We start from the raw sequence: 17,518 nt of genomic DNA, 5'->3' as shown, positions 1-17,518 counted from the left end.
CCAAAATCTTAACCGTTCCAAATTGTTAAGAAACTCCCCAAGCGGAGTTTTTCCCTTTAAACCTCGTCCGATGCGAGTAACAGGCGGGCCGCTGCGGTGATGTGTCGCTCGCGGATTTGTCAGGCGCAACGGGTCATTAACTATGATAGCTACAGAATACGGATGGTGTTCTCCGTCGCTTGGCGGATCGGGTCTGGTTCTGTTTCATGCTGTATGCGCTCAAAGCAATTTCTGTCGGCCTTGTTGTCATGTCGCTCAGCGGTTGCGTCTCGAGTGTGCTGGATGTCGACAATAAGGCTTCCCAGCCAATTCCCGCCTCGCTGGTTGCCGAGATGTCAAGAAAGTCGATGTCTCCCGCATCGCCGATCCTTGTTCGTATCTTCAAGCAGGAGAGCGAACTGGAAATATGGAAACAGGATCGTACCGGAAAATATGCCCTCCTGAAGATGTATCCCATGTGCCGATGGTCGGGAAAGCTCGGTCCGAAAACCCGCGAAGGCGACCGTCAGGCACCGGAAGGATTTTATCACGTCAATGCGGGAATGCTGAATCCCACGTCCCAATATTACCTGTCGTTCAATCTGGGTTACCCGAACCGGCTCGAAGCGGCATTGGGGTATTCAGGCGACGCCCTGATGGTTCATGGCGCCTGCACCTCCTCGGGGTGCTATGCGCTAACGGATGATGGGGTCGCCGAGATTTATGCAGTCGCGCGCGAAGCCCTGAAGGGCAGTCAACAATCCTTCCAGGTTCAGGCTTTTCCATTCCGCATGACGCCGCAGAATATGGCCAAGCATCGAGAGGATCCCAACTTCGAATTCTGGACCGACCTGAAGCGCGGCTATGACAGCTTCGAGGTCACCCGTCGCCAACCCAAGATCTCGTATTGCGGTGGCCGATATGTCGTGGATACAGATTTTGAGGGCGGTGAGCCACGCAGCCCTCTGGCCGCTTGCCCTCCGGCCATCAACCAGTCTCATCCTGCGATAGCCGGCCGCACACAGACTGACTTACGGCAGGCGGACCTGCTGGTTTCAAGCGGTAGCGCGTTGTCCGCGCATTCTTATGTAGACGGCGGCATGCATCCAAGCTTTCGCCGTCTGCTGGAGCGGAACGGTCAGGATGCGCTGGCTAAGCGAACCTCACCCCGTTCTTCTGTGCCCGTCAGCCGGCCCGCCGCAGCGCTCGCGGATCCTCACTCTCCGAACGAGTGACGGATATGTTGCGTGGTTTTCTGTCATTGCTGGCCGCTCTGTTGCTAACCCTGCATTTGAGCGCTGCCACGTCCATTGCGGCGCCGGCGACAGACGGTCGCAGCCTGGTTTCATCAGATCTCTTCATAGATACTGGAGACAGCTCGGAAATCTCTGCGGTCGACGACAACAATCCCGCACCGGTACCCCTCCCGTCATCCTGTCATGATCATTGCGCCAAACTGATGGTCTACACCGCATATCCCTCGGCCCCATCAACTGTTGAACTACGCAGCGATTTTGGCCAGTTCCGCTTGGAATCAGCCGGCGTATCCGGCTTGCTCCGACCTCCCCGATAGCAAGGCGCAAGGGGTGTGAATACGACGGCGGGCGAGTCTTTGTCCGTCGAGCAATGTATCGCATTTCGCCCTTCAGTACGACCGCAAATCGCGGCGATATTGTCAGCTATAAGGAGCGAAGATTTGAGCTCGAATTATCAAGACGTGATGCTATCACGTCGCAAACTTTTCACTGTGGCTGCGGCCGCGACCGCAACTGTGGTTCTGCCGGGCTGTGCGACAATCCAGGATGCGCCAGCCACTCCCGAACCCGAAAAACCGACCGTAGATGTCGGATATGCCCGGATGTACGGCGCGATGCCGGAAGAAGACTATCCCATCCCTGCTGTCGATTTAAGCAAGGTGAAACGTCGCTTCTATCGTCAGCTCGTCAACGATCCGACAGGCGAACGGCCTGGGACGATTGTAGTCGACACCTCCGCATTCCATCTCTACCTCGTGCTGCCCGATGGGAAGGCGATGCGCTACGGCGTGGGGTTGGGGCGTCAGGGTTTTACATGGTCAGGGGCTGGTGTCGTTCAATACAAGCGGCGCTGGCCGCGGTGGACACCTCCTGAGGAAATGATTGCGCGACAACCTGAACTGGAAAAATACAGCGCAGCCAATGGCGGCATGGATCCAGGGCTTAATAACCCGCTTGGTGCACGTGCGCTTTATATCTTTCAGGACGGCGTGGACACTCTTTATCGAATTCACGGCTCGCCGGAATACTGGACCATCGGCAAAGCCGTATCGAGCGGATGCGTCCGGCTGATCAACCAGGACGTCATCGACCTCTATAATCGTGTTTCGACGCCAGCGCCGGTGATCGTCCGTGGCAGTTCGACCGCTTAGCCGTCAGCATGAAAAATCACTTGAACCTCTAGCGGGCAGAGCTTGTAGCCTCCGGCTTTCAAAAGGATTCACCCATGAAACGTCGCAATTTTCTCATCGGCACTTCAGCCATGGCGCTGGCTTGCGCTGCATCGCCACTGGCATTTGCACAGTCAACCGAGCAGGAGCTTCTCGAGCCAGGAGCCCTGCCGGACAAGACATTCGGCGCCGACGATGCACCTGTAACTATCATCGAATACGCATCTCTGACTTGCCCGCATTGCAGAACATTCCATATCGACGTCTGGCCCGGCCTGAAGGAGAAATATGTCGATACCGGAAAGGTGCGCTTCATCATGCGCGAATTCCCGTTCGACCCGCGCTCCACCGCCGGCTTCATGCTGGCGCGGTGCGCGGGCGACGAAAAGTGGTATCCAACCCTCGATCTTCTTTATCGAACCCAGGAGACATGGGCCCGCGTCTCAGACGGAACGGGCGCCATGAAATCTGTCATGGGCATGACCGGCATGGACGAAGCCGCGTTCGAAGCATGTCTTCAAAATGAGGAGCTGATGCAGCAGGTGCAAGCGGTTGCAGAAGCTGGGCGCGGCTTTGGCGTCGATTCCACCCCTACGTTCTTCGTCAATGGGAAAATGTACAAGGGTGCTCTAAGCGTCGCGCAGTTCAGCGACACCATCGATCCGCTGCTTGCAGCGTCGGGCCAGTAGGGACGCCATCAGATGACAATCTTATTCTCCAACTCGTCAAGAAGCCTGCGTCGGATCGCCCTGGCCCTTCTGATGACCACAGCATGCAGTTCGGCATTCGCACAGCCGGAAGACGTTGTCGCCCGCGTGAACGGTAGCGACATAACAGGTGCAGACGTCGCTGTGGCTGAGGAAATGTATGGTTCCCAACTCGGGACCATGCCAGACGATGCCAAACTCTCTGTTATCGTCGATACACTTATCGAAATGCGGATCATCTCTGACGCAGCGAAGAAAGCAGGTATCGCAGATCAGGACGAATACAAGCGCCAGATGCAGTTCTTTGAACAGCAGACACTGCGGGCCAATTTCATGGAGCAGAAGGCCGCTGAAGCCGTTACCGACGACGCTATCCGCCAGATCTACGATCAGCAGGTCGCTTCGATACCGGTGGTTACCGAGCGGCGGCTGCGCCATATCCTGGTGGCATCTGAAGACGAGGCGAAGCAGATCATCACTGCTCTCGGAGAAGGTACCTCCTTCGCCGACCTTGCCGCCAAGAGCTCCCTCGATGCGGTATCGAAAGTAAACGGCGGGGATCTGGGCTTCGTCCCCGAGGGGCAGACAGTCCCGGAAGTCGATGAGGCGGCCATGAGGCTGAAGACAGGCGACTACACCAACGAGCCGGTGCGGTCTCCATTCGGGTTTCACGTCATCAAGCTCGAGGAGAGCCGCGACAGGCCGCCACCCGCCTTTGAGTTGGTCGAACCACAAATTCGTCAATCTCTCAAGGCTGCCGAAGAGCGTCGGATTTCAGGTGAGTTGCGGGCTACCGCCACGGTCGAAAAGCTCGTGCCGGATGTCACGCCTCCGCAGGAGGATGATGGCCATGACCATTGACCGTCGGGCGTTTGGCTTTGGCCTTCTGGCTGCCGCTGCCGGTTCTCTCACGCCGGTCAGCGCGCTCGCAAATGGTCGCCCTGTCAAAATTGAGTCGCGTTTCCTTCCGCAACGAGTCAGACACACATTCATGGAGCCTGTCGGGACCATCATCGTCGCGCCGCGTGAGCGGTTTCTGTACCTCCTGGAAAGCCCAACGCTGGCACGCCGTTATGGAATAGGGGTCGGTAAAGCCGGGTTGGCGTTCAAGGGCAGCGCTATTATCGAGCGCAAAGCCAAATGGCCCTCATGGCGCCCCACGCAAAATATGATCAAGCGAGACCCGCAACGCTATGCAAAACACGCAGGCGGCGTTCCAGGTGGTCCGAACAACCCCCTCGGGGCGCGCGCGCTCTACCTCTATCGAGACGGACGCGACACCTACTACCGCATACATGGTACCAACGAGCCATGGACGATCGGCAAGGCGGTGTCGAACGGATGCATCCGTATGCTCAATGATCACGTCCGGGAACTCTATGAGCTGACGCCCATCGGGACGCGCGTCGTGGTGGTCTGATGGATCGATACGTCCTCGTCATCGGGGCGGGCCAGGCCGGTCTTGCCGCAGGCTTCCATCTGCGCAGGGCCGGCCTTCCTTTCATCATCGTTGAGGGAAGCAACCATGTTGGCGACGTGTGGCGTAACCGATATGACAGCCTCACTTTGTTCACCACACGCCAGTTCAGTACGTTGCCGGGATTGCAGATTCCGGGCAACCGCGACGGCTATGCCAATCGCGACGATTTCGCTGAGTATCTTGAAGCCTATGCCCGGCACTTTGAGCTTCCGGTCAAACTGGGATCGTACGTATCGCGCCTGGCCAAATCTGCCGATGGTTTTGAAGCGAACCTCTCAAATGGCGAGATCATTGCTGCATCCGAAGTACTAATCGCCACCGGATCATTTCAGGTTCCGATTGTTCCTCCAATTTCAGCCGAGTTGGGCTACGAGGTGCTGCAGCTGACAGCAGGAACATTCCGTAACTGCAATCAGTTGCCTGACGGGCCCGTCCTGGTAGTCGGAGATGGAGCAAGCGGACGCGACATTGCGATCGAATCCAGGAAGCGCCAACCCGTCCTTCTCTCCGTTGGCAAGCCAAGAAAGCTGTTGCCAGAACATATTCTGGGAAAGTCGATCTGGTGGTGGCTCAACCTTGTTGGCGCATTGGAAGCACCAGCGACATCTTTCCGCGGCCGAATGGTGAGGAAAACCGACGCTTTCCCGGACAGAAATCTGCGGGACGAGGTGTTACAGAAACGTGGCGTCAGGCTCATGAGTCGACTCGTAGGGGCTGAAGCAGATGTCGTGAAGTTTTCTGACGGAAAAGTCGTTCAGATCCGCACGGTGATCTGGGCGGTGGGCTATCGGGATGAAACAGATTGGGTCGACATCAAAGGCGCGGTTGATGCCAAGACCGGCTTCCTCCACACAGAAGGCGTGTCTCCGGTTAAGGGCCTCTACTTCGTAGGGAGGCCATGGCAGCGCAGTCGCTCTTCCGCTCTGATCATGGGCGCGTGGCCCGACGCCGCGTCAGTGATCAGAAAACTGGCGGCTGATCACTAACGGGCATGAGGACATGCCTGTCGTTCCCTGACGTAATTGACGTCAAATCTACGATAAGAATGAATTGTTGAAAACGTCCGCACCGCACAAGTGCGCGGGTTCCCGACGATAGGCTCCTACAATCTCGGCAGAGTGCTGCATCCGTGACAAACCGTCTCGCGCAGCTCCCCGCGATTGATCCCGCCGCGCCACTCTGCTTCAATATTTTCAGAAATTTCTGAAAGTTGTGAAGTAGAGAGCCATGAACCTTTCCCCGACCATCCAGTCGTTCGTCCTTCATTTCGGTGAGATGGGCAGCCGCTGGGGCATCAACCGCACGGTCGGGCAGATTTACGCCCTGCTTTATGTTTCGCCGAAACCGCTCTGCGCGGATGCCATAGTTGAGGCGCTCGGAATCTCGCGATCCAACGTCTCGATGAGCCTGCGCGAGCTTCAGGCGTGGAACCTCGTCGTTCTCCGCCACGTGCCTGGCGACCGGCGTGATTTCTTCACCGCACCCGAGGATGTCTGGCAGATTTTCCGTACGCTGGCCGAAGAGCGCAAGAAGCGCGAGGTCGATCCGACCCTGTCGGTGCTGCGCGATCTTCTGATGCTTGAACCCGTCAATGACGACGAGCGTTATGCCCGCGCGCGCCTGTCAGAGATGCACGGCCTGATCGAACAGGTCACCAACTGGTATGACGACGTCAAGAAACTCGATACCGGACGGCTCGCGTCGCTGCTGTCGCTGGGCTCGAAGGTCACGCGGTTTCTCGATGCGCGCGACAGGATCATCTCGATAGGACGCGGCCGCCGAAAGGTGGATAATTGATGAGCGGTTCGCGAACCCTGAACGGGCACTCCACGGCAACCGCACGCGCCGCCGCTGGTGCGGATGAGACGCCCTTGCACAGAGACGACCCGGACGCAATCGCGGCGACGGCCAGTCTTCCCCGTTTCGCCACATTCCTCCAGCTCTCGGCGTCGCTGCTGTGGATTCCGCAGGCAGCGGCCATCGCCTTCGCCATCGGCAACGTGGCCAATGCCGCTTCCGCACGCGCGGCGATACTGCCGGCTCTCTGCGTCCTAGTTCTTGGTGTTGCGCGCGCAGCGCTTGAGCGCGCAGGCACCACCCGCGCCTATGATGCCGCCCGCGCCCACCTCTCCACCCTGCGCGCCCGCGCCGCCGCCGCTGTTGCAACCCGTTCCCCACTCGATGCCTCCCGGCCTTCGTCCGGCCTCGTCGCCAGCACGCTTACCGAGCAGGCCGACGCCATCGTGCCCTATCTGGCAAGGTTCCAGCCGCTGCGCATCCGCGCCGCCGTGGTGCCGCTGGTCATTTTCGGCTTCGTCTTCGCCTTGTCATGGGTAGCCGCCCTCGTGCTGCTGGTGGCCGCGCCTGTCATCCCGATCTTCATGGCGCTGATCGGCTGGCAGGCAAAGGCGGTCAGCGAAAGGCAGCTCGCCCGCCTGGGCGACATGAATGCCTTTCTGCTCGACCGGCTGCGCGGGCTTGCTACCATCCGTGCCTTCGAGGCGGTGGATGCTACCGCGCTGCAGTTGCGCGCCAATGCCGAAGGCCTGCGAACCTCCACCATGGCGGTACTACGCGTCGCGTTCCTGTCATCGGCGGTTCTGGAACTGTTCGCTGCGCTCGGCGTGGCGCTGGTCGCCGTCTATATCGGCTTCCATTTCCTTGGCGAGCTGAATTTCGGTGCGTGGGGAGAGAAACTCACGCTGGCGCAGGGCTTGTTCATCCTGCTGCTCGCACCGGCCTTCTTCGAGCCGCTGCGCGATCTGTCGGCGGCCTGGCACGACCGCGCCGCCGGGCAAGCCGGACTGGAAGCTCTTGAGCGCAACACGCGCGGCGGCACGCAAATCGTCGGCAATGCCGAAAGCTCGGCCGACGGATATTCAGGCCCGCTTTCAGTCGAAATCGATGGCCTTGCCTTTAGCCATGCCGGATCGACCCTCGACATTTTCGCCGATTTCGCCCTGTCCATCCGTCCCGGCGAACACGTTGCGGTGATGGCGCCCAGCGGCGGCGGAAAATCCACCCTGCTGGCGCTTGTCGCGGGCCTTGCATCGCCTGATGCCGGCACGATCCGGATCGGTGGCGAAGCTTTGAACCATGAGAACGCCGCCCGGCTGCGCAGCAAAATCGCATGGCTCGGCCAGCCGCCACATATCTTTTCCGGCACGCTTGCCGGCAATATCGCTCTCGGCAGACCGCAGCTTGGCAAGGCCGAGATCGGCCGGGCGCTGGAAGTCGCGCGGCTTGGCGAGGTGGCCGCGCGGCGTGGCTCTACCCCCATTGGTGAAAATGGCGAGGGCCTCTCCGGCGGCGAAGCCCTGCGTCTGGCGCTGGCGCGCGCGGCGGCCGGCCCGCGCCCCGGGCTCATTCTTGTCGATGAGCCGACCGCACATCTCGACCGCGAAACCGCTGACGAACTCACCGAGCGACTGATCGCCGTGGCGCAGGGCACAACGCTTGTCGTGGCAACGCACGACCCCGCGCTCGCCGCGCGCATGGATCGTGTCGTCTTGCTTCCCACCATCGCCGCACCGATAGAACAGGTGCCCGCATGAGCCGGCTCTCCAGCCTTCGTCCTGTCATTGCCCTGTTCTGGGGGGGCGATCGACGCATGCTCGTTTACGGCGTGCTTCTGTCGCTATCCACCGCGCTCGCCGGCATAGCACTGCTCGGCCTGTCAGGCTGGTTCATCGTCGCAACATCAATTGCCGGGGCGACATCGGCCACGGCGCTCGCCTTCGACGTCTTCATGCCGTCGGCGGGCATCCGGCTGCTGGCGATCGGCCGCACCGCCTCCCGTTACGGCGAACGGCTCACCACCCACGATGCGACACTGCGCGTTCTGGCGCGGCTGCGGGAGACCGTGTTTCGTGGCTATGCCGGTGCAAGGGCGGCGCGCAGTCTGGCAGCCAATCCGTCGCGCATGCTCTTTCGCCTGACAATCGATATTGACGCACTCGATTCCCTTTATCTGCGCGTGATCGCGCCCGTTATGGCCGCCGGTATCGCGGCGATTTTCGTTGCGGTCGCTCTTGCCTTCGTACGTCCGCTGCTCGGCCTTGCCGTTGGTGTCGCGCTCATAACTGGCGGTCTGGGGATTCCTTTCCTCGTGTCTCGTCACGCTGTCACATCGTCCCGACGCCGTGCCTACGCGCTCGAGGTGCTGCGCTCACGCGCCATCGATCTTGTACGCGGTCAGGCCGATCTGGCCATGGCGGGCCGCCTCGGCGCGCATCTGCGTGCAATCGAGGCCGCTGACATCCGTCTGGGTGGCGCTGACCGTGCACTGAACCGCGCGGAAGCAGACGCGGGCTTCGGTCTCAGCGTGCTCTCGGCCATGCTGCTTTCCGGCGTCCTTGTCGCAACTGCCTTCCTCGCCGAAGCTGGCACCATTGGCGCGGCCGTTGCGGCATTCGCGGTGCTGCTGGTGCTCGCCAGTCTGGAGCCTTTCGGCCTGCTGCGCCGCGGCGCGGTGGAATTCGGCCGCACATTGCAGGCCGCGGCACGGCTGGCCCCCCGGCTGGCGCCCGATGCCGTCCAGAAGAACCAGCCAGCCATGGCGACTGGCATTGCGATCCGGCTCGACGATGTCGAGATACGCCATCGCGGCGCCGATCTGCCAGTCCTGTCAGGCGTCACTCTTACCATTCGTGCCGGCGAAAGGGTTGCGCTCGTCGGCGCCAGCGGAGCGGGAAAGTCATCATTTCTATCCCTGCTTGCCGGCGAATTGACGCCGGTAAAAGGCGTCGTGCTTGCCTGTCCGCTGTCCATGCTCACCCAGCGCACCGAGCTGTTTCGTGACACGCTGCGCGGCAATCTTGCGATAGCCCGGGCCAGCGCAACCGATGAAGAGATGCTCGAGGCTCTGAGGCAGGCCGGCCTTGCCGACCATGTCGCGTCTCTCTCGACCGGGCTCGATACGATGCTCGGCGAAGGTGGCGCGGGCCTGTCGGCCGGGCAGGCGCGGCGGCTTGCACTGGCGCGACTTCTGCTGCTCGATCCCCCGCTATGGCTGCTCGACGAGCCGAGCGAGGCGCTCGATGGCGAAACGGCGCGTGATCTGCTGGCACGCCTGCACGCCTGCGCAAGGGGCCGCACTGTGCTCATCGCAACTCATATACGCCGCGAAGCGGACCTGGCCGATCGCATCCTCGTGATGCGCAACGGCCATATGGTGGCCGACATTGCGCGCGGCACAACCGAATTCAATGCAGAACTTAGCCAATTGAGGCCCGATTGAAAATGACCTGCCGGAGCCAGTCATGGAACTGAACATTGTCGACCTGTCGCGGCTGCAATTCGCACTCACCGCACTGTACCACTTTCTCTTCGTGCCGCTCACCATCGGACTTTCGATCCTGATGGCGATCATGGAAACGGTCTATGTCATGACCGGCCGCGACATCTGGCGCCAGATGACAAAGTTCTGGGGCACCCTGTTCGGTATCAACTTCGTGCTCGGTGTCGCCACCGGCATCGTGATGGAGTTCCAGTTCGGCATGAACTGGAGCTATTACAGCCACTATGTCGGCGATATATTCGGCGCGCCGCTGGCCATCGAGGGCCTGATGGCCTTCTTCCTCGAAGCCACCTTTGTCGGTCTGTTCTTCTTCGGATGGGACAAGCTGTCGAAGCTCGGACACCTTGCCGCGACATGGGCCGTGGCGCTCGGCTCCAACTTCTCGGCGCTGTGGATTCTCATCGCCAATGGCTGGATGCAGAACCCGGTCGGCTCCGTCTTCAACCCGCAGACCATGCGCATGGAGGTGGAGGACTTCTACGCCGTTCTTTTCAACCCCGTTGCGCAGGCCAAGTTCGTTCACACCGTGTCGGCGGGCTACGTGGTGGCCTCGATCTTCGTACTAGGTGTCTCGGCGTGGTATCTGCTCAAAGGACGGCACATCGCGCTCGCGAAGCGCTCGATGACCGTCGCGGCTTCGTTCGGACTGGCCTCGTCGTTATCGGTCGTGGTGCTGGGCGACGAAAGCGGATATCTCTCCACCGAACACCAGAAGATGAAGCTCGCGGCCATCGAAGCGATGTGGCACACCGAGCCGGCCCCGGCCGCGTTCACCATCGTCGGCCTGCCCGATCAGGCCGAGCGTAAGACTCACTACTCCGTCCAGGTTCCATGGGTCATGGGCCTGATTGGCACCCGCTCGCTGACAACGGAAATTCCCGGTATCCACGAACTAGTCAAACTGGCCGAGACGCGGATCCGGCAGGGCATCATGGCCTTTGATGCGCTCCAGTCGATCCGCGAGGCCGGCAGCAGCGCGGCCATACCGGCCGACGTCGCTGACCGCTTCGAGGATACCGGCCACTATCTCGGCTACGCGCTGCTGTTGCGGCCCTACCTCGATGACCCGCGCGAGGCGACGGATGAACAGATCACCCAGGCTGCGTGGGATACGGTTCCCAATGTTCCGACGTTGTTCTGGTCCTTCCGGATCATGGTCGGGCTCGGGATATTCTTCATCCTGCTGACGGCCACCTTCTTCTACCTGTCGGCGCGCCACCAGCTCGACCGCTATCCGTGGCTGTTGAAAGTCGCTGTGTTCTCGATCCCGCTGCCGTGGATTGCAGCCGAGGCGGGCTGGATCGTCGCCGAGGTCGGGCGCCAGCCATGGGTGATCGAGGGCGTTCTGCCAACCGCCGCCGCCGTCTCCGATCTAGGCGCGACGACGGTGCTTTTCACCATTGCCGGCTTCGCGGCCATCTACACCGTGCTGTTCATCATCGAGATGACGCTGATGCTCGCCGCGATCCGCAAAGGCCCCGAAGAAGACCACGAGCCGGAGCAGAAGCTCCTGCCCGACGCGCTCGAACCCGCGGAGTGACCGTCATGATCCTGCATGAACTCATCGACTACGAGACCCTGCGCCTGATCTGGTGGCTGCTGCTGGGCATCCTCATCATCGGCTTTGCTGTGATGGACGGCTTCGACCTCGGCACTCAGACGCTGCTGCCCTTCGTGGCCCGCACCGATCTCGAGCGCCGCGTCGTCATCAACGCCGTCGGCCCGGTCTGGGAAGGCAATCAGGTCTGGCTCATCCTCGGCGGTGGCGCGATCTTCGCCGCTTGGCCGCCGCTCTATGCCGTGTCGTTTTCCGGCTTCTATCTCGCGATGTTCGCCATCCTTGCGGCCCTCATCCTGCGCCCGGTCGGCTTCAAGTACCGGTCGAAGCGCGACAGCCAGCGCTGGCGCAACGGCTGGGATTGGGCGCTCTTCGTAGGCGGGATCGTGCCGGCGTTGATCTTCGGCGTCGCCGTCGGCAACGTGCTTCAGGGCGTGCCCTTCCGGCTCGGGCCGGACCTGCGCATCTTCTACGACGGCACCACCCTGTTCGAGCTACTCAACCCGTTCGCGCTGCTGTGCGGCTTGCTCTCCGTCGTCATGCTGATGATGCACGGCGCGTCGTGGCTGGTGCTCAAGACCAGCGGCCCGGTCGCCGACCGCGCGCGCCGCTTCGGCACAATCGCCGCGATGGGAACCATCATCCTGTTCGCGCTCGGCGGCCTCTGGGTCTGGACCGGCATCGACGGCTTTCGATTCGTCTCGGAGATCGTCACTGACGGCCCGTCCAATCCGCTTTACAAGACGGTCGAGCAGGGCGCCGGTTTCTGGTTCACCAATTACACCGCCCATCCATGGATGATCGCCGCGCCCGCCCTGGGGTTTGGCGGCGCGCTGCTGGCGTTCGCATTCCTGGCCCTGCGCCTCGAGGTGATGACGCTTCTGTCGAGCGGCCTGTCGGTGCTCGGAATCATCGCCACTGTCGGTCTGGCGATGTTCCCCTTCATCCTGCCCTCCTCGATTGACCCACGCTCCAGCCTCACTGTCTGGGACGCCTCGTCCAGCCACCTGACGCTATTCATCATGCTGGTCTCAACGGGAATCTTCCTGCCGATCATCGCGCTCTACACCACGTGGGTCTACCGCGTGCTGTGGGGCAAGGTGGACGAAAAGCAGATCAGCGACGGCTCCGGCCACGCCTATTGAGGCGCATGGGGCCGAAAAGCGGCAAACCGTTTTTCGGCCCTATGTGCAAGCAAAAGAAAGGAGAACCATCATGTGGTATTTCGCTTGGCTGCTCGGATTGCCGCTCGCCGCCGCCTTCGCCGTCCTTAACGCCATGTGGTACGAGCTGATGGAGGACAATGAGAAAAAGGATGCATCGCCTTGACTAATCATCCTCGTCGGCACCGATCAAGTCCTGCCGGCCGCTGTAAGAGAATATGTGCTCAACTAGAACCCGTGACCTAGAGGGCCCTAGAAAGCGGTATAATGAGCGCTAGCATGATCGGCTGGTGCAGCAAGTAGATCACCAGGCTGTGCTGCCCCATCCAAATCAGCGCATTGGCTAGCTGACCGGCTGGAAGGAAACGATCGACTGCGCCTACCTTTCCCTTGTCGACCAGCACTTTTGTTCCAGAAATCCCGATGAGGGTAATGCCAACCCACGGGAAGATCGGTACGAAATCGTTGCTCGGCGGTGCATTTTGCGCAAATCCAATCCAGGCAAGCCAACGTGTGTCAAAGAGTTCCGACTGCCATAAGGAAGGAACCACCAGCATGCCAACGCCAGAAGCAAGACTTAGCCACCAAGGTGTACGCTGGAATAATGTACCAACTAACGTCGCAACAGCGATCGCATGCAAGATGCCGAAGTAAATGAACGTCGCCGGAAAAACATACCATGTCACCAGCGTAATGGCCGCGGCTGCGACGCCAATTTTCGCAAGGCGAAGCAGATAGGCACTCGGCCGGAACCGTGAGCGAGAGGACAAGGCTAGGCTGATCCCGACCAGCATCATGAAGCTTCCGGCCAGAAGACGCCCGAAGCCTAGCCAGAGCGGATGGTATGCGACGCCCGAGATGAAGCCAGTAAATTCCAGATCCCATACGAAGTGGAACAGCACGACGCCCGCGATTGCCAGACCGCGCCACGCATCGACCATATAAACACGGGCTATCATTACGATATCGATTCTCCTTTCGGCGGAACCGTTTCGTAGAAGCTCATCCGGCTAGAGGGTCAAGATGTCGCTGTTGCAGGGCATTGAACCTCCAGCGGGGTGAGGTTGTATACGCGGGTATGGGTTTTGAGATCTCAAATATCGGCGTGGTGGCGGCAATCGCTGCCGGCGCCGTTTCCTTCCTGTCGCCGTGCGTGCTTCCGCTGGTGCCCGGCTATGTGTCCTTCATAGCCGGCACCGCCACTCAGGATAAACGCAGCGATCCGGATCGCGACAAGCTGTCTGTCGCCTGGCTGAGCCTATGTTTCATCCTCGGTTTCTCAACGGTGTTCGTCATACTCGGAGCGGGAGCCACAACCCTTGGTCAGTCGCTTCGCGCCTACAGTTACGAAGCGGGCATCATCGGTGGTGTCATTGTCATCATCTTCGGCCTTTTCACCACCGGAGTTCTGCGTCTCCCCATGCTGCAAAGGGATGTCCGCTACCACGGTAGCCTGTTAACAGGCGGGCCGACGGGCGCATATCTGCTTGGTCTGGCATTTGCGTTCGGCTGGACGCCTTGCATTGGCCCGATTCTTGGAGCGATACTGACAGTCAGCGCTGTGTCGGCAACGGCACTGGATGGTGTAGCGCTCTTGGCTCTCTACTCCCTCGGGCTGGGAATACCCTTCTTTCTGGCCGCGCTTTTCACAGATCGGTTGATCGCATTCCTTCCCGGCCTACGTAAAACTGGTCGAGCGTTGCAGGTGACCGCAGGCGTCATCATGATTGTTATGGGCCTTGCCATGGTGAGCGGCTACATGACCTGGTTCGCATTCTGGCTGCTGGAGAAGTTTCCGGTTTTCGGGTCGATCGGCTGAACCCTGAAATTTTTATAAAGGACCGGATCGACGAAGGGCGCCGCGGGGATCGACCTGAACGGTTACATGATCGATCGCGTAGCGCTCCTTCAGCCAGGCCGTGATTACAGACGGCAACTGAAGCGGATCGCCGTCCATTGCCGGCGTGACATGAACCGTGGCGACCACAGTGTCATCCGTCAGCGTCCACGCGTGAAAATGCCCAGCCTCCTCTACCTGCGGCAATTTGCTCAGTTCCAGTTCGACGTTGCTGGCATCCAGCCCCCGCGGCACCGCCTGCAGAAGCACACGGATCGATTCGCTCACAAGCGTCCAAGCCGAGCGAACGACAAGCAGCGCCACCAGAACCGAAAGGATCGGATCAAGCACCGTCCAACCCGTCAGCATAATGCCGATGGCGGCAGCGATGGCTCCGACCGATCCCAGTAGATCGCCGACGACATGGAGAAGGGCTCCACGAAGGTTGCTATCACCCTGGGAGCCGCGCATGAGAATCCAGGCTCCCCCCAGATTGACCAGTAATCCTATAGTCGCGACAATGAGCATGGGACCCGCCAGAATCTCCACTGGCTGGTTGATCCGGCCAACAGCTTCCCACGCGATCCATGCGACCAGAAGAAGCAGGCTCGCCCCGTTTGCCAGCGCGGCAAGGACGCGCACGCGGTGGAATCCGTATGTCCGGCTATTGTCCGCAGGCCGGCGAGCTACCCGATAGGCGATCAGCGCAAGAAGTAGTGCTGCCGCGTCCGACACCATGTGACCGGAGTCCGCGATCAGTGCGAGCGAACCGGAGAGCCAACCGCCGATTGCCTGCACAGCGGCGTAACCGGCAGTGAAGATGAAGACGAGCCGAATACGCCGCTCATTGCCGGCTGTCACCGCCGTTCCGTGATCATGCCCATCATTCGGCCCGTGGATTTGCGAATTCATTCTCTAGGTCCCCTCCAGGGTCTCACTTCCGGTTGGAAATTAAATTCGGCTTCAACCGAGGATGATAGTCATCTGAACTGTATCTAACGCGAACGTTCCGCGCACGGACTCGTCCTACTGAATTCTATGCGGTCTCTTAGATCGCCATAAACGGAACGCGGATGCCAAAAACACTCGCAAGCAATGTAAAATTAAGTGCGAGAACGATCGTGGCTCCGACGAACGCAAGCCATTTCGTGGCCGGCCGCATGGCGTAACTACCCATCACATCCCGTCGCGAGGTGAAAATGATCAAAGCGATCATCGGCACGGGTAGGGCAATCGACAAAACGACCTGGCTCATCACCAAGGCCTGGGTCGGGTTGACGCCCATGGCAACGACCACGAAGGCAGGCAGCATTGTCACGAGGCGTCGGAGCCATATCGGGACATGGAAATGCAGAAAGCCCTGCATGATTGTTTGACCCGCCATGGTGCCGACCACGGAACTTGAAACGCCCGAGGTAATCAGGGAAACGAGAAACACGGAAGCGGCTGCCGTACCGAGCAGCGGTGTCAGCATATGGTAGGCAGTCTCGATCTCGGCAACGTCGCTGTTGCCTTGATGAAAGGCGCTTGCGGCCATGATAACCATCGCCATATTCACCATGCCTGCGATGGCGAGGGCAACCACAACCTCAATGTTGGAGTAACGCAGTACCTTGCGGCGATCATTCTCGTTCCGGATCTGGACGCGGGACTGAGTGAGGCTCGAATGCAGGTAGATGGCGTGCGGCATCACCGTAGCGCCAATGATTCCCACTGCGATGGTCAATGCGGCCGCGTCCGGAAGCTGCGGCGTAATCAGACCTGTAGCGGCCTCTGTCCAGTCGACAGGGGCTATCACCAATTCGATGAGGTAACAAAGGCCAATGATCGCGACCATCGAGCCGATGATAAGCTCCATCGGCCTGAAACCATGTTTCTCAAATATCAGTATGCCATACGTCACTATGGCCGTAACCGACATGCCCCAGAATATGGGAAGGTCGAAGAGCAGCGCCAGACCGATCGCACCACCGAGAAACTCGGCCAGATCCGTCGCCATGGCCGCCACTTCGCTGACCACCCACATCACCCAGACCACTGGTGCGGGGAACCGGTCCCGGGACATTTCAGCAAGGTTCTTCCCCGTCACGATGCCAAGGCGGGCGGACAGTGCCTGGAAAAGCATGGCGATAAGGTTTGCGAGAAGCACGACCCAGAGTAACTGGTACCCATAGCCTGCGCCGGCCTGGATGTTGGTTGCGAAATTGCCCGGATCAACATAGGCGATTGAGGCGATCACTGCCGGTCCGACAAAAAGGAGGCGGCTGGTAAAGCCGCGACGTTGGCCGGAAAGCACTTCAGCCATCCCGTTACGCGTGCGCTCTGTATCGTACATGACGGTATCCAAATGCCGTTGCGCGTGGCGTTATAGCCTATGCTATATTTAGTTCAATAGGGCAATCTAATAAGCTTCATGCATGATGAAAACCTCGAGTTTGCCTATTTTCGGAAACAATTTTACCCTTGGCTAAATTTGAGCCATGGGCTCATCTCTCCAACTAGGTGACCAACAGCTACTGATGACAAAGTCAAATAACTCACCGCCTCGCCCCGCCCAGCACGCGCGTCGCTTCGCACATGTCCGGGAATGTCAAGCAAGCGCTCTCATCGAAGACTATGTCGAGATGATCGGCGACCTTATTGAAATCAATGGAGAGGCAAGAGTTGCAGACATCGCCGCGCGAATGGGCGTGGCGCAACCTACCGCAACCAAGGCTGTCGCAAGACTGAAACGCCAGGGTCTGGCAACGTCAAGGCCCTATCGCGGGATATTCCTGACCGACGAAGGCAAGCAGCTCGCGGACCGTGTACGGTCACGCCACCTCATCGTCGTTCAATTCCTCGTCGCCCTTGGAGTGCCAGAGGAAACAGCGGAGATTGACGGCGAAGGCATCGAACATCACGTGTCAAATCAAACTCTCACTGCATTCGAAAAATATTTAGCAGACATCAAATCAAAATGAAAGAAATTGAGCACACAATACTTTGCCTGAATCTCTGAAATTACACAAAATAATCTACTTTCCCTGAATTGCAATCATTGTTTGCAACTAGATGTCTTGGACAAAGG

At 59.7% G+C, this 17,518-nt stretch carries 17 protein-coding genes; 14 read left to right on the top strand and 3 right to left on the bottom strand.

Features of this window, described 5'->3' with window-relative positions:
• Nucleotides 1-206: 206 nt before the first annotated feature.
• The 12 genes from CES86_RS10090 (at nucleotide 207) to cydX (ending at nucleotide 12,777) form a co-directional block, all read left to right on the top strand.
• Nucleotides 207-1,214, top strand: coding sequence for a L,D-transpeptidase family protein (locus CES86_RS10090; protein ID WP_094514308.1), 1,008 nt, complete (start codon nucleotides 207-209; stop codon nucleotides 1,212-1,214).
• Nucleotides 1,215-1,699: 485 nt separating this feature from the next.
• The gene (locus tag CES86_RS10085) at nucleotides 1,700-2,386 is read left to right on the top strand and encodes a L,D-transpeptidase (protein ID WP_374828141.1); all 687 of its coding nucleotides are present in this window, start codon (nucleotides 1,700-1,702) and stop codon (nucleotides 2,384-2,386) included.
• Nucleotides 2,387-2,460: 74 nt separating this feature from the next.
• Nucleotides 2,461-3,093, top strand: a complete 633-nt coding sequence (locus tag CES86_RS10080; RefSeq protein ID WP_094514306.1) for a DsbA family protein — start codon at nucleotides 2,461-2,463, stop codon at nucleotides 3,091-3,093.
• Nucleotides 3,094-3,105: 12 nt separating this feature from the next.
• Nucleotides 3,106-3,972, top strand: coding sequence for a peptidylprolyl isomerase (locus CES86_RS10075; protein WP_094514305.1), 867 nt, complete (start codon nucleotides 3,106-3,108; stop codon nucleotides 3,970-3,972).
• Nucleotides 3,956-4,531, top strand: a complete 576-nt coding sequence (locus tag CES86_RS10070; protein ID WP_094514304.1) for a L,D-transpeptidase — start codon at nucleotides 3,956-3,958, stop codon at nucleotides 4,529-4,531. The genes CES86_RS10075 and CES86_RS10070 overlap by 17 nt, the downstream gene beginning before the upstream one ends.
• Entirely contained in the window at nucleotides 4,531-5,577 is a 1,047-nt protein-coding gene (locus tag CES86_RS10065) for a flavin-containing monooxygenase (protein WP_094514302.1), read from the top strand. The genes CES86_RS10070 and CES86_RS10065 overlap by 1 nt, the downstream gene beginning before the upstream one ends.
• A 241-nt stretch (nucleotides 5,578-5,818) precedes the next feature.
• Nucleotides 5,819-6,388, top strand: coding sequence for a GbsR/MarR family transcriptional regulator (locus CES86_RS10060; protein WP_094514301.1), 570 nt, complete (start codon nucleotides 5,819-5,821; stop codon nucleotides 6,386-6,388).
• Nucleotides 6,388-8,145, top strand: coding sequence for a thiol reductant ABC exporter subunit CydD (gene cydD / locus CES86_RS10055; RefSeq protein WP_094514300.1), 1,758 nt, complete (start codon nucleotides 6,388-6,390; stop codon nucleotides 8,143-8,145). Before CES86_RS10060 ends, cydD begins: the two co-directional genes overlap by 1 nt.
• On the top strand, nucleotides 8,142-9,830 hold the full coding sequence (cydC, locus tag CES86_RS10050; RefSeq protein WP_094514298.1) for a thiol reductant ABC exporter subunit CydC: 1,689 nt from the start codon (nucleotides 8,142-8,144) through the stop codon (nucleotides 9,828-9,830). The genes cydD and cydC overlap by 4 nt, the downstream gene beginning before the upstream one ends.
• A gap of 22 nt (nucleotides 9,831-9,852) precedes the next feature.
• Nucleotides 9,853-11,430 (top strand): cytochrome ubiquinol oxidase subunit I, encoded by a 1,578-nt coding sequence (locus CES86_RS10045; RefSeq protein WP_094514297.1) that lies wholly within the window; start codon nucleotides 9,853-9,855, stop codon nucleotides 11,428-11,430.
• 5 nt (nucleotides 11,431-11,435) lie between these two features.
• Nucleotides 11,436-12,593, top strand: a complete 1,158-nt coding sequence (gene cydB, locus CES86_RS10040) for a cytochrome d ubiquinol oxidase subunit II (protein WP_094514296.1) — start codon at nucleotides 11,436-11,438, stop codon at nucleotides 12,591-12,593.
• Nucleotides 12,594-12,663: 70 nt separating this feature from the next.
• Nucleotides 12,664-12,777 (top strand): cytochrome bd-I oxidase subunit CydX, encoded by a 114-nt coding sequence (cydX, locus tag CES86_RS10035; protein ID WP_094514295.1) that lies wholly within the window; start codon nucleotides 12,664-12,666, stop codon nucleotides 12,775-12,777.
• Nucleotides 12,778-12,853: 76 nt separating this feature from the next.
• Here cydX and CES86_RS10030 read toward each other — a convergent pair whose 3' ends face one another.
• Entirely contained in the window at nucleotides 12,854-13,570 is a 717-nt protein-coding gene (locus CES86_RS10030) for a heparan-alpha-glucosaminide N-acetyltransferase (protein ID WP_235819902.1), read from the bottom strand.
• 119 nt (nucleotides 13,571-13,689) lie between these two features.
• Here CES86_RS10030 and CES86_RS10025 point away from each other — a divergent pair, with 119 nt between their 5' ends.
• Nucleotides 13,690-14,430 carry a cytochrome c biogenesis CcdA family protein gene (locus CES86_RS10025; protein ID WP_094514293.1) on the top strand — a complete coding sequence of 247 codons (741 nt, stop codon included), beginning with the start codon at nucleotides 13,690-13,692 and terminating at the stop codon, nucleotides 14,428-14,430.
• Nucleotides 14,431-14,442: 12 nt separating this feature from the next.
• Here CES86_RS10025 and CES86_RS10020 read toward each other — a convergent pair whose 3' ends face one another.
• Both CES86_RS10020 and CES86_RS10015 read right to left on the bottom strand, forming a co-directional pair.
• Entirely contained in the window at nucleotides 14,443-15,360 is a 918-nt protein-coding gene (locus tag CES86_RS10020; RefSeq protein ID WP_094514292.1) for a cation diffusion facilitator family transporter, read from the bottom strand.
• Between the two features lie 136 nt (nucleotides 15,361-15,496).
• Nucleotides 15,497-16,783 (bottom strand): Nramp family divalent metal transporter, encoded by a 1,287-nt coding sequence (locus CES86_RS10015; RefSeq protein ID WP_094514290.1) that lies wholly within the window; start codon nucleotides 16,781-16,783, stop codon nucleotides 15,497-15,499.
• A 145-nt stretch (nucleotides 16,784-16,928) separates the two neighbouring features.
• Here CES86_RS10015 and mntR point away from each other — a divergent pair, with 145 nt between their 5' ends.
• Complete coding sequence (mntR, locus tag CES86_RS10010) at nucleotides 16,929-17,411, top strand: manganese-binding transcriptional regulator MntR (RefSeq protein ID WP_328589803.1); 483 nt, start codon at nucleotides 16,929-16,931, stop codon at nucleotides 17,409-17,411.
• The last annotated feature ends 107 nt before the right edge of the window (nucleotides 17,412-17,518 follow it).

Origin of the sequence: Brucella lupini, assembly GCF_002252535.1 — a bacterium.
Classification (GTDB): Bacteria; Pseudomonadota; Alphaproteobacteria; order Rhizobiales; family Rhizobiaceae; genus Brucella; species Brucella anthropi.
This window is presented reverse-complemented; position numbering and strand designations above follow the sequence as displayed.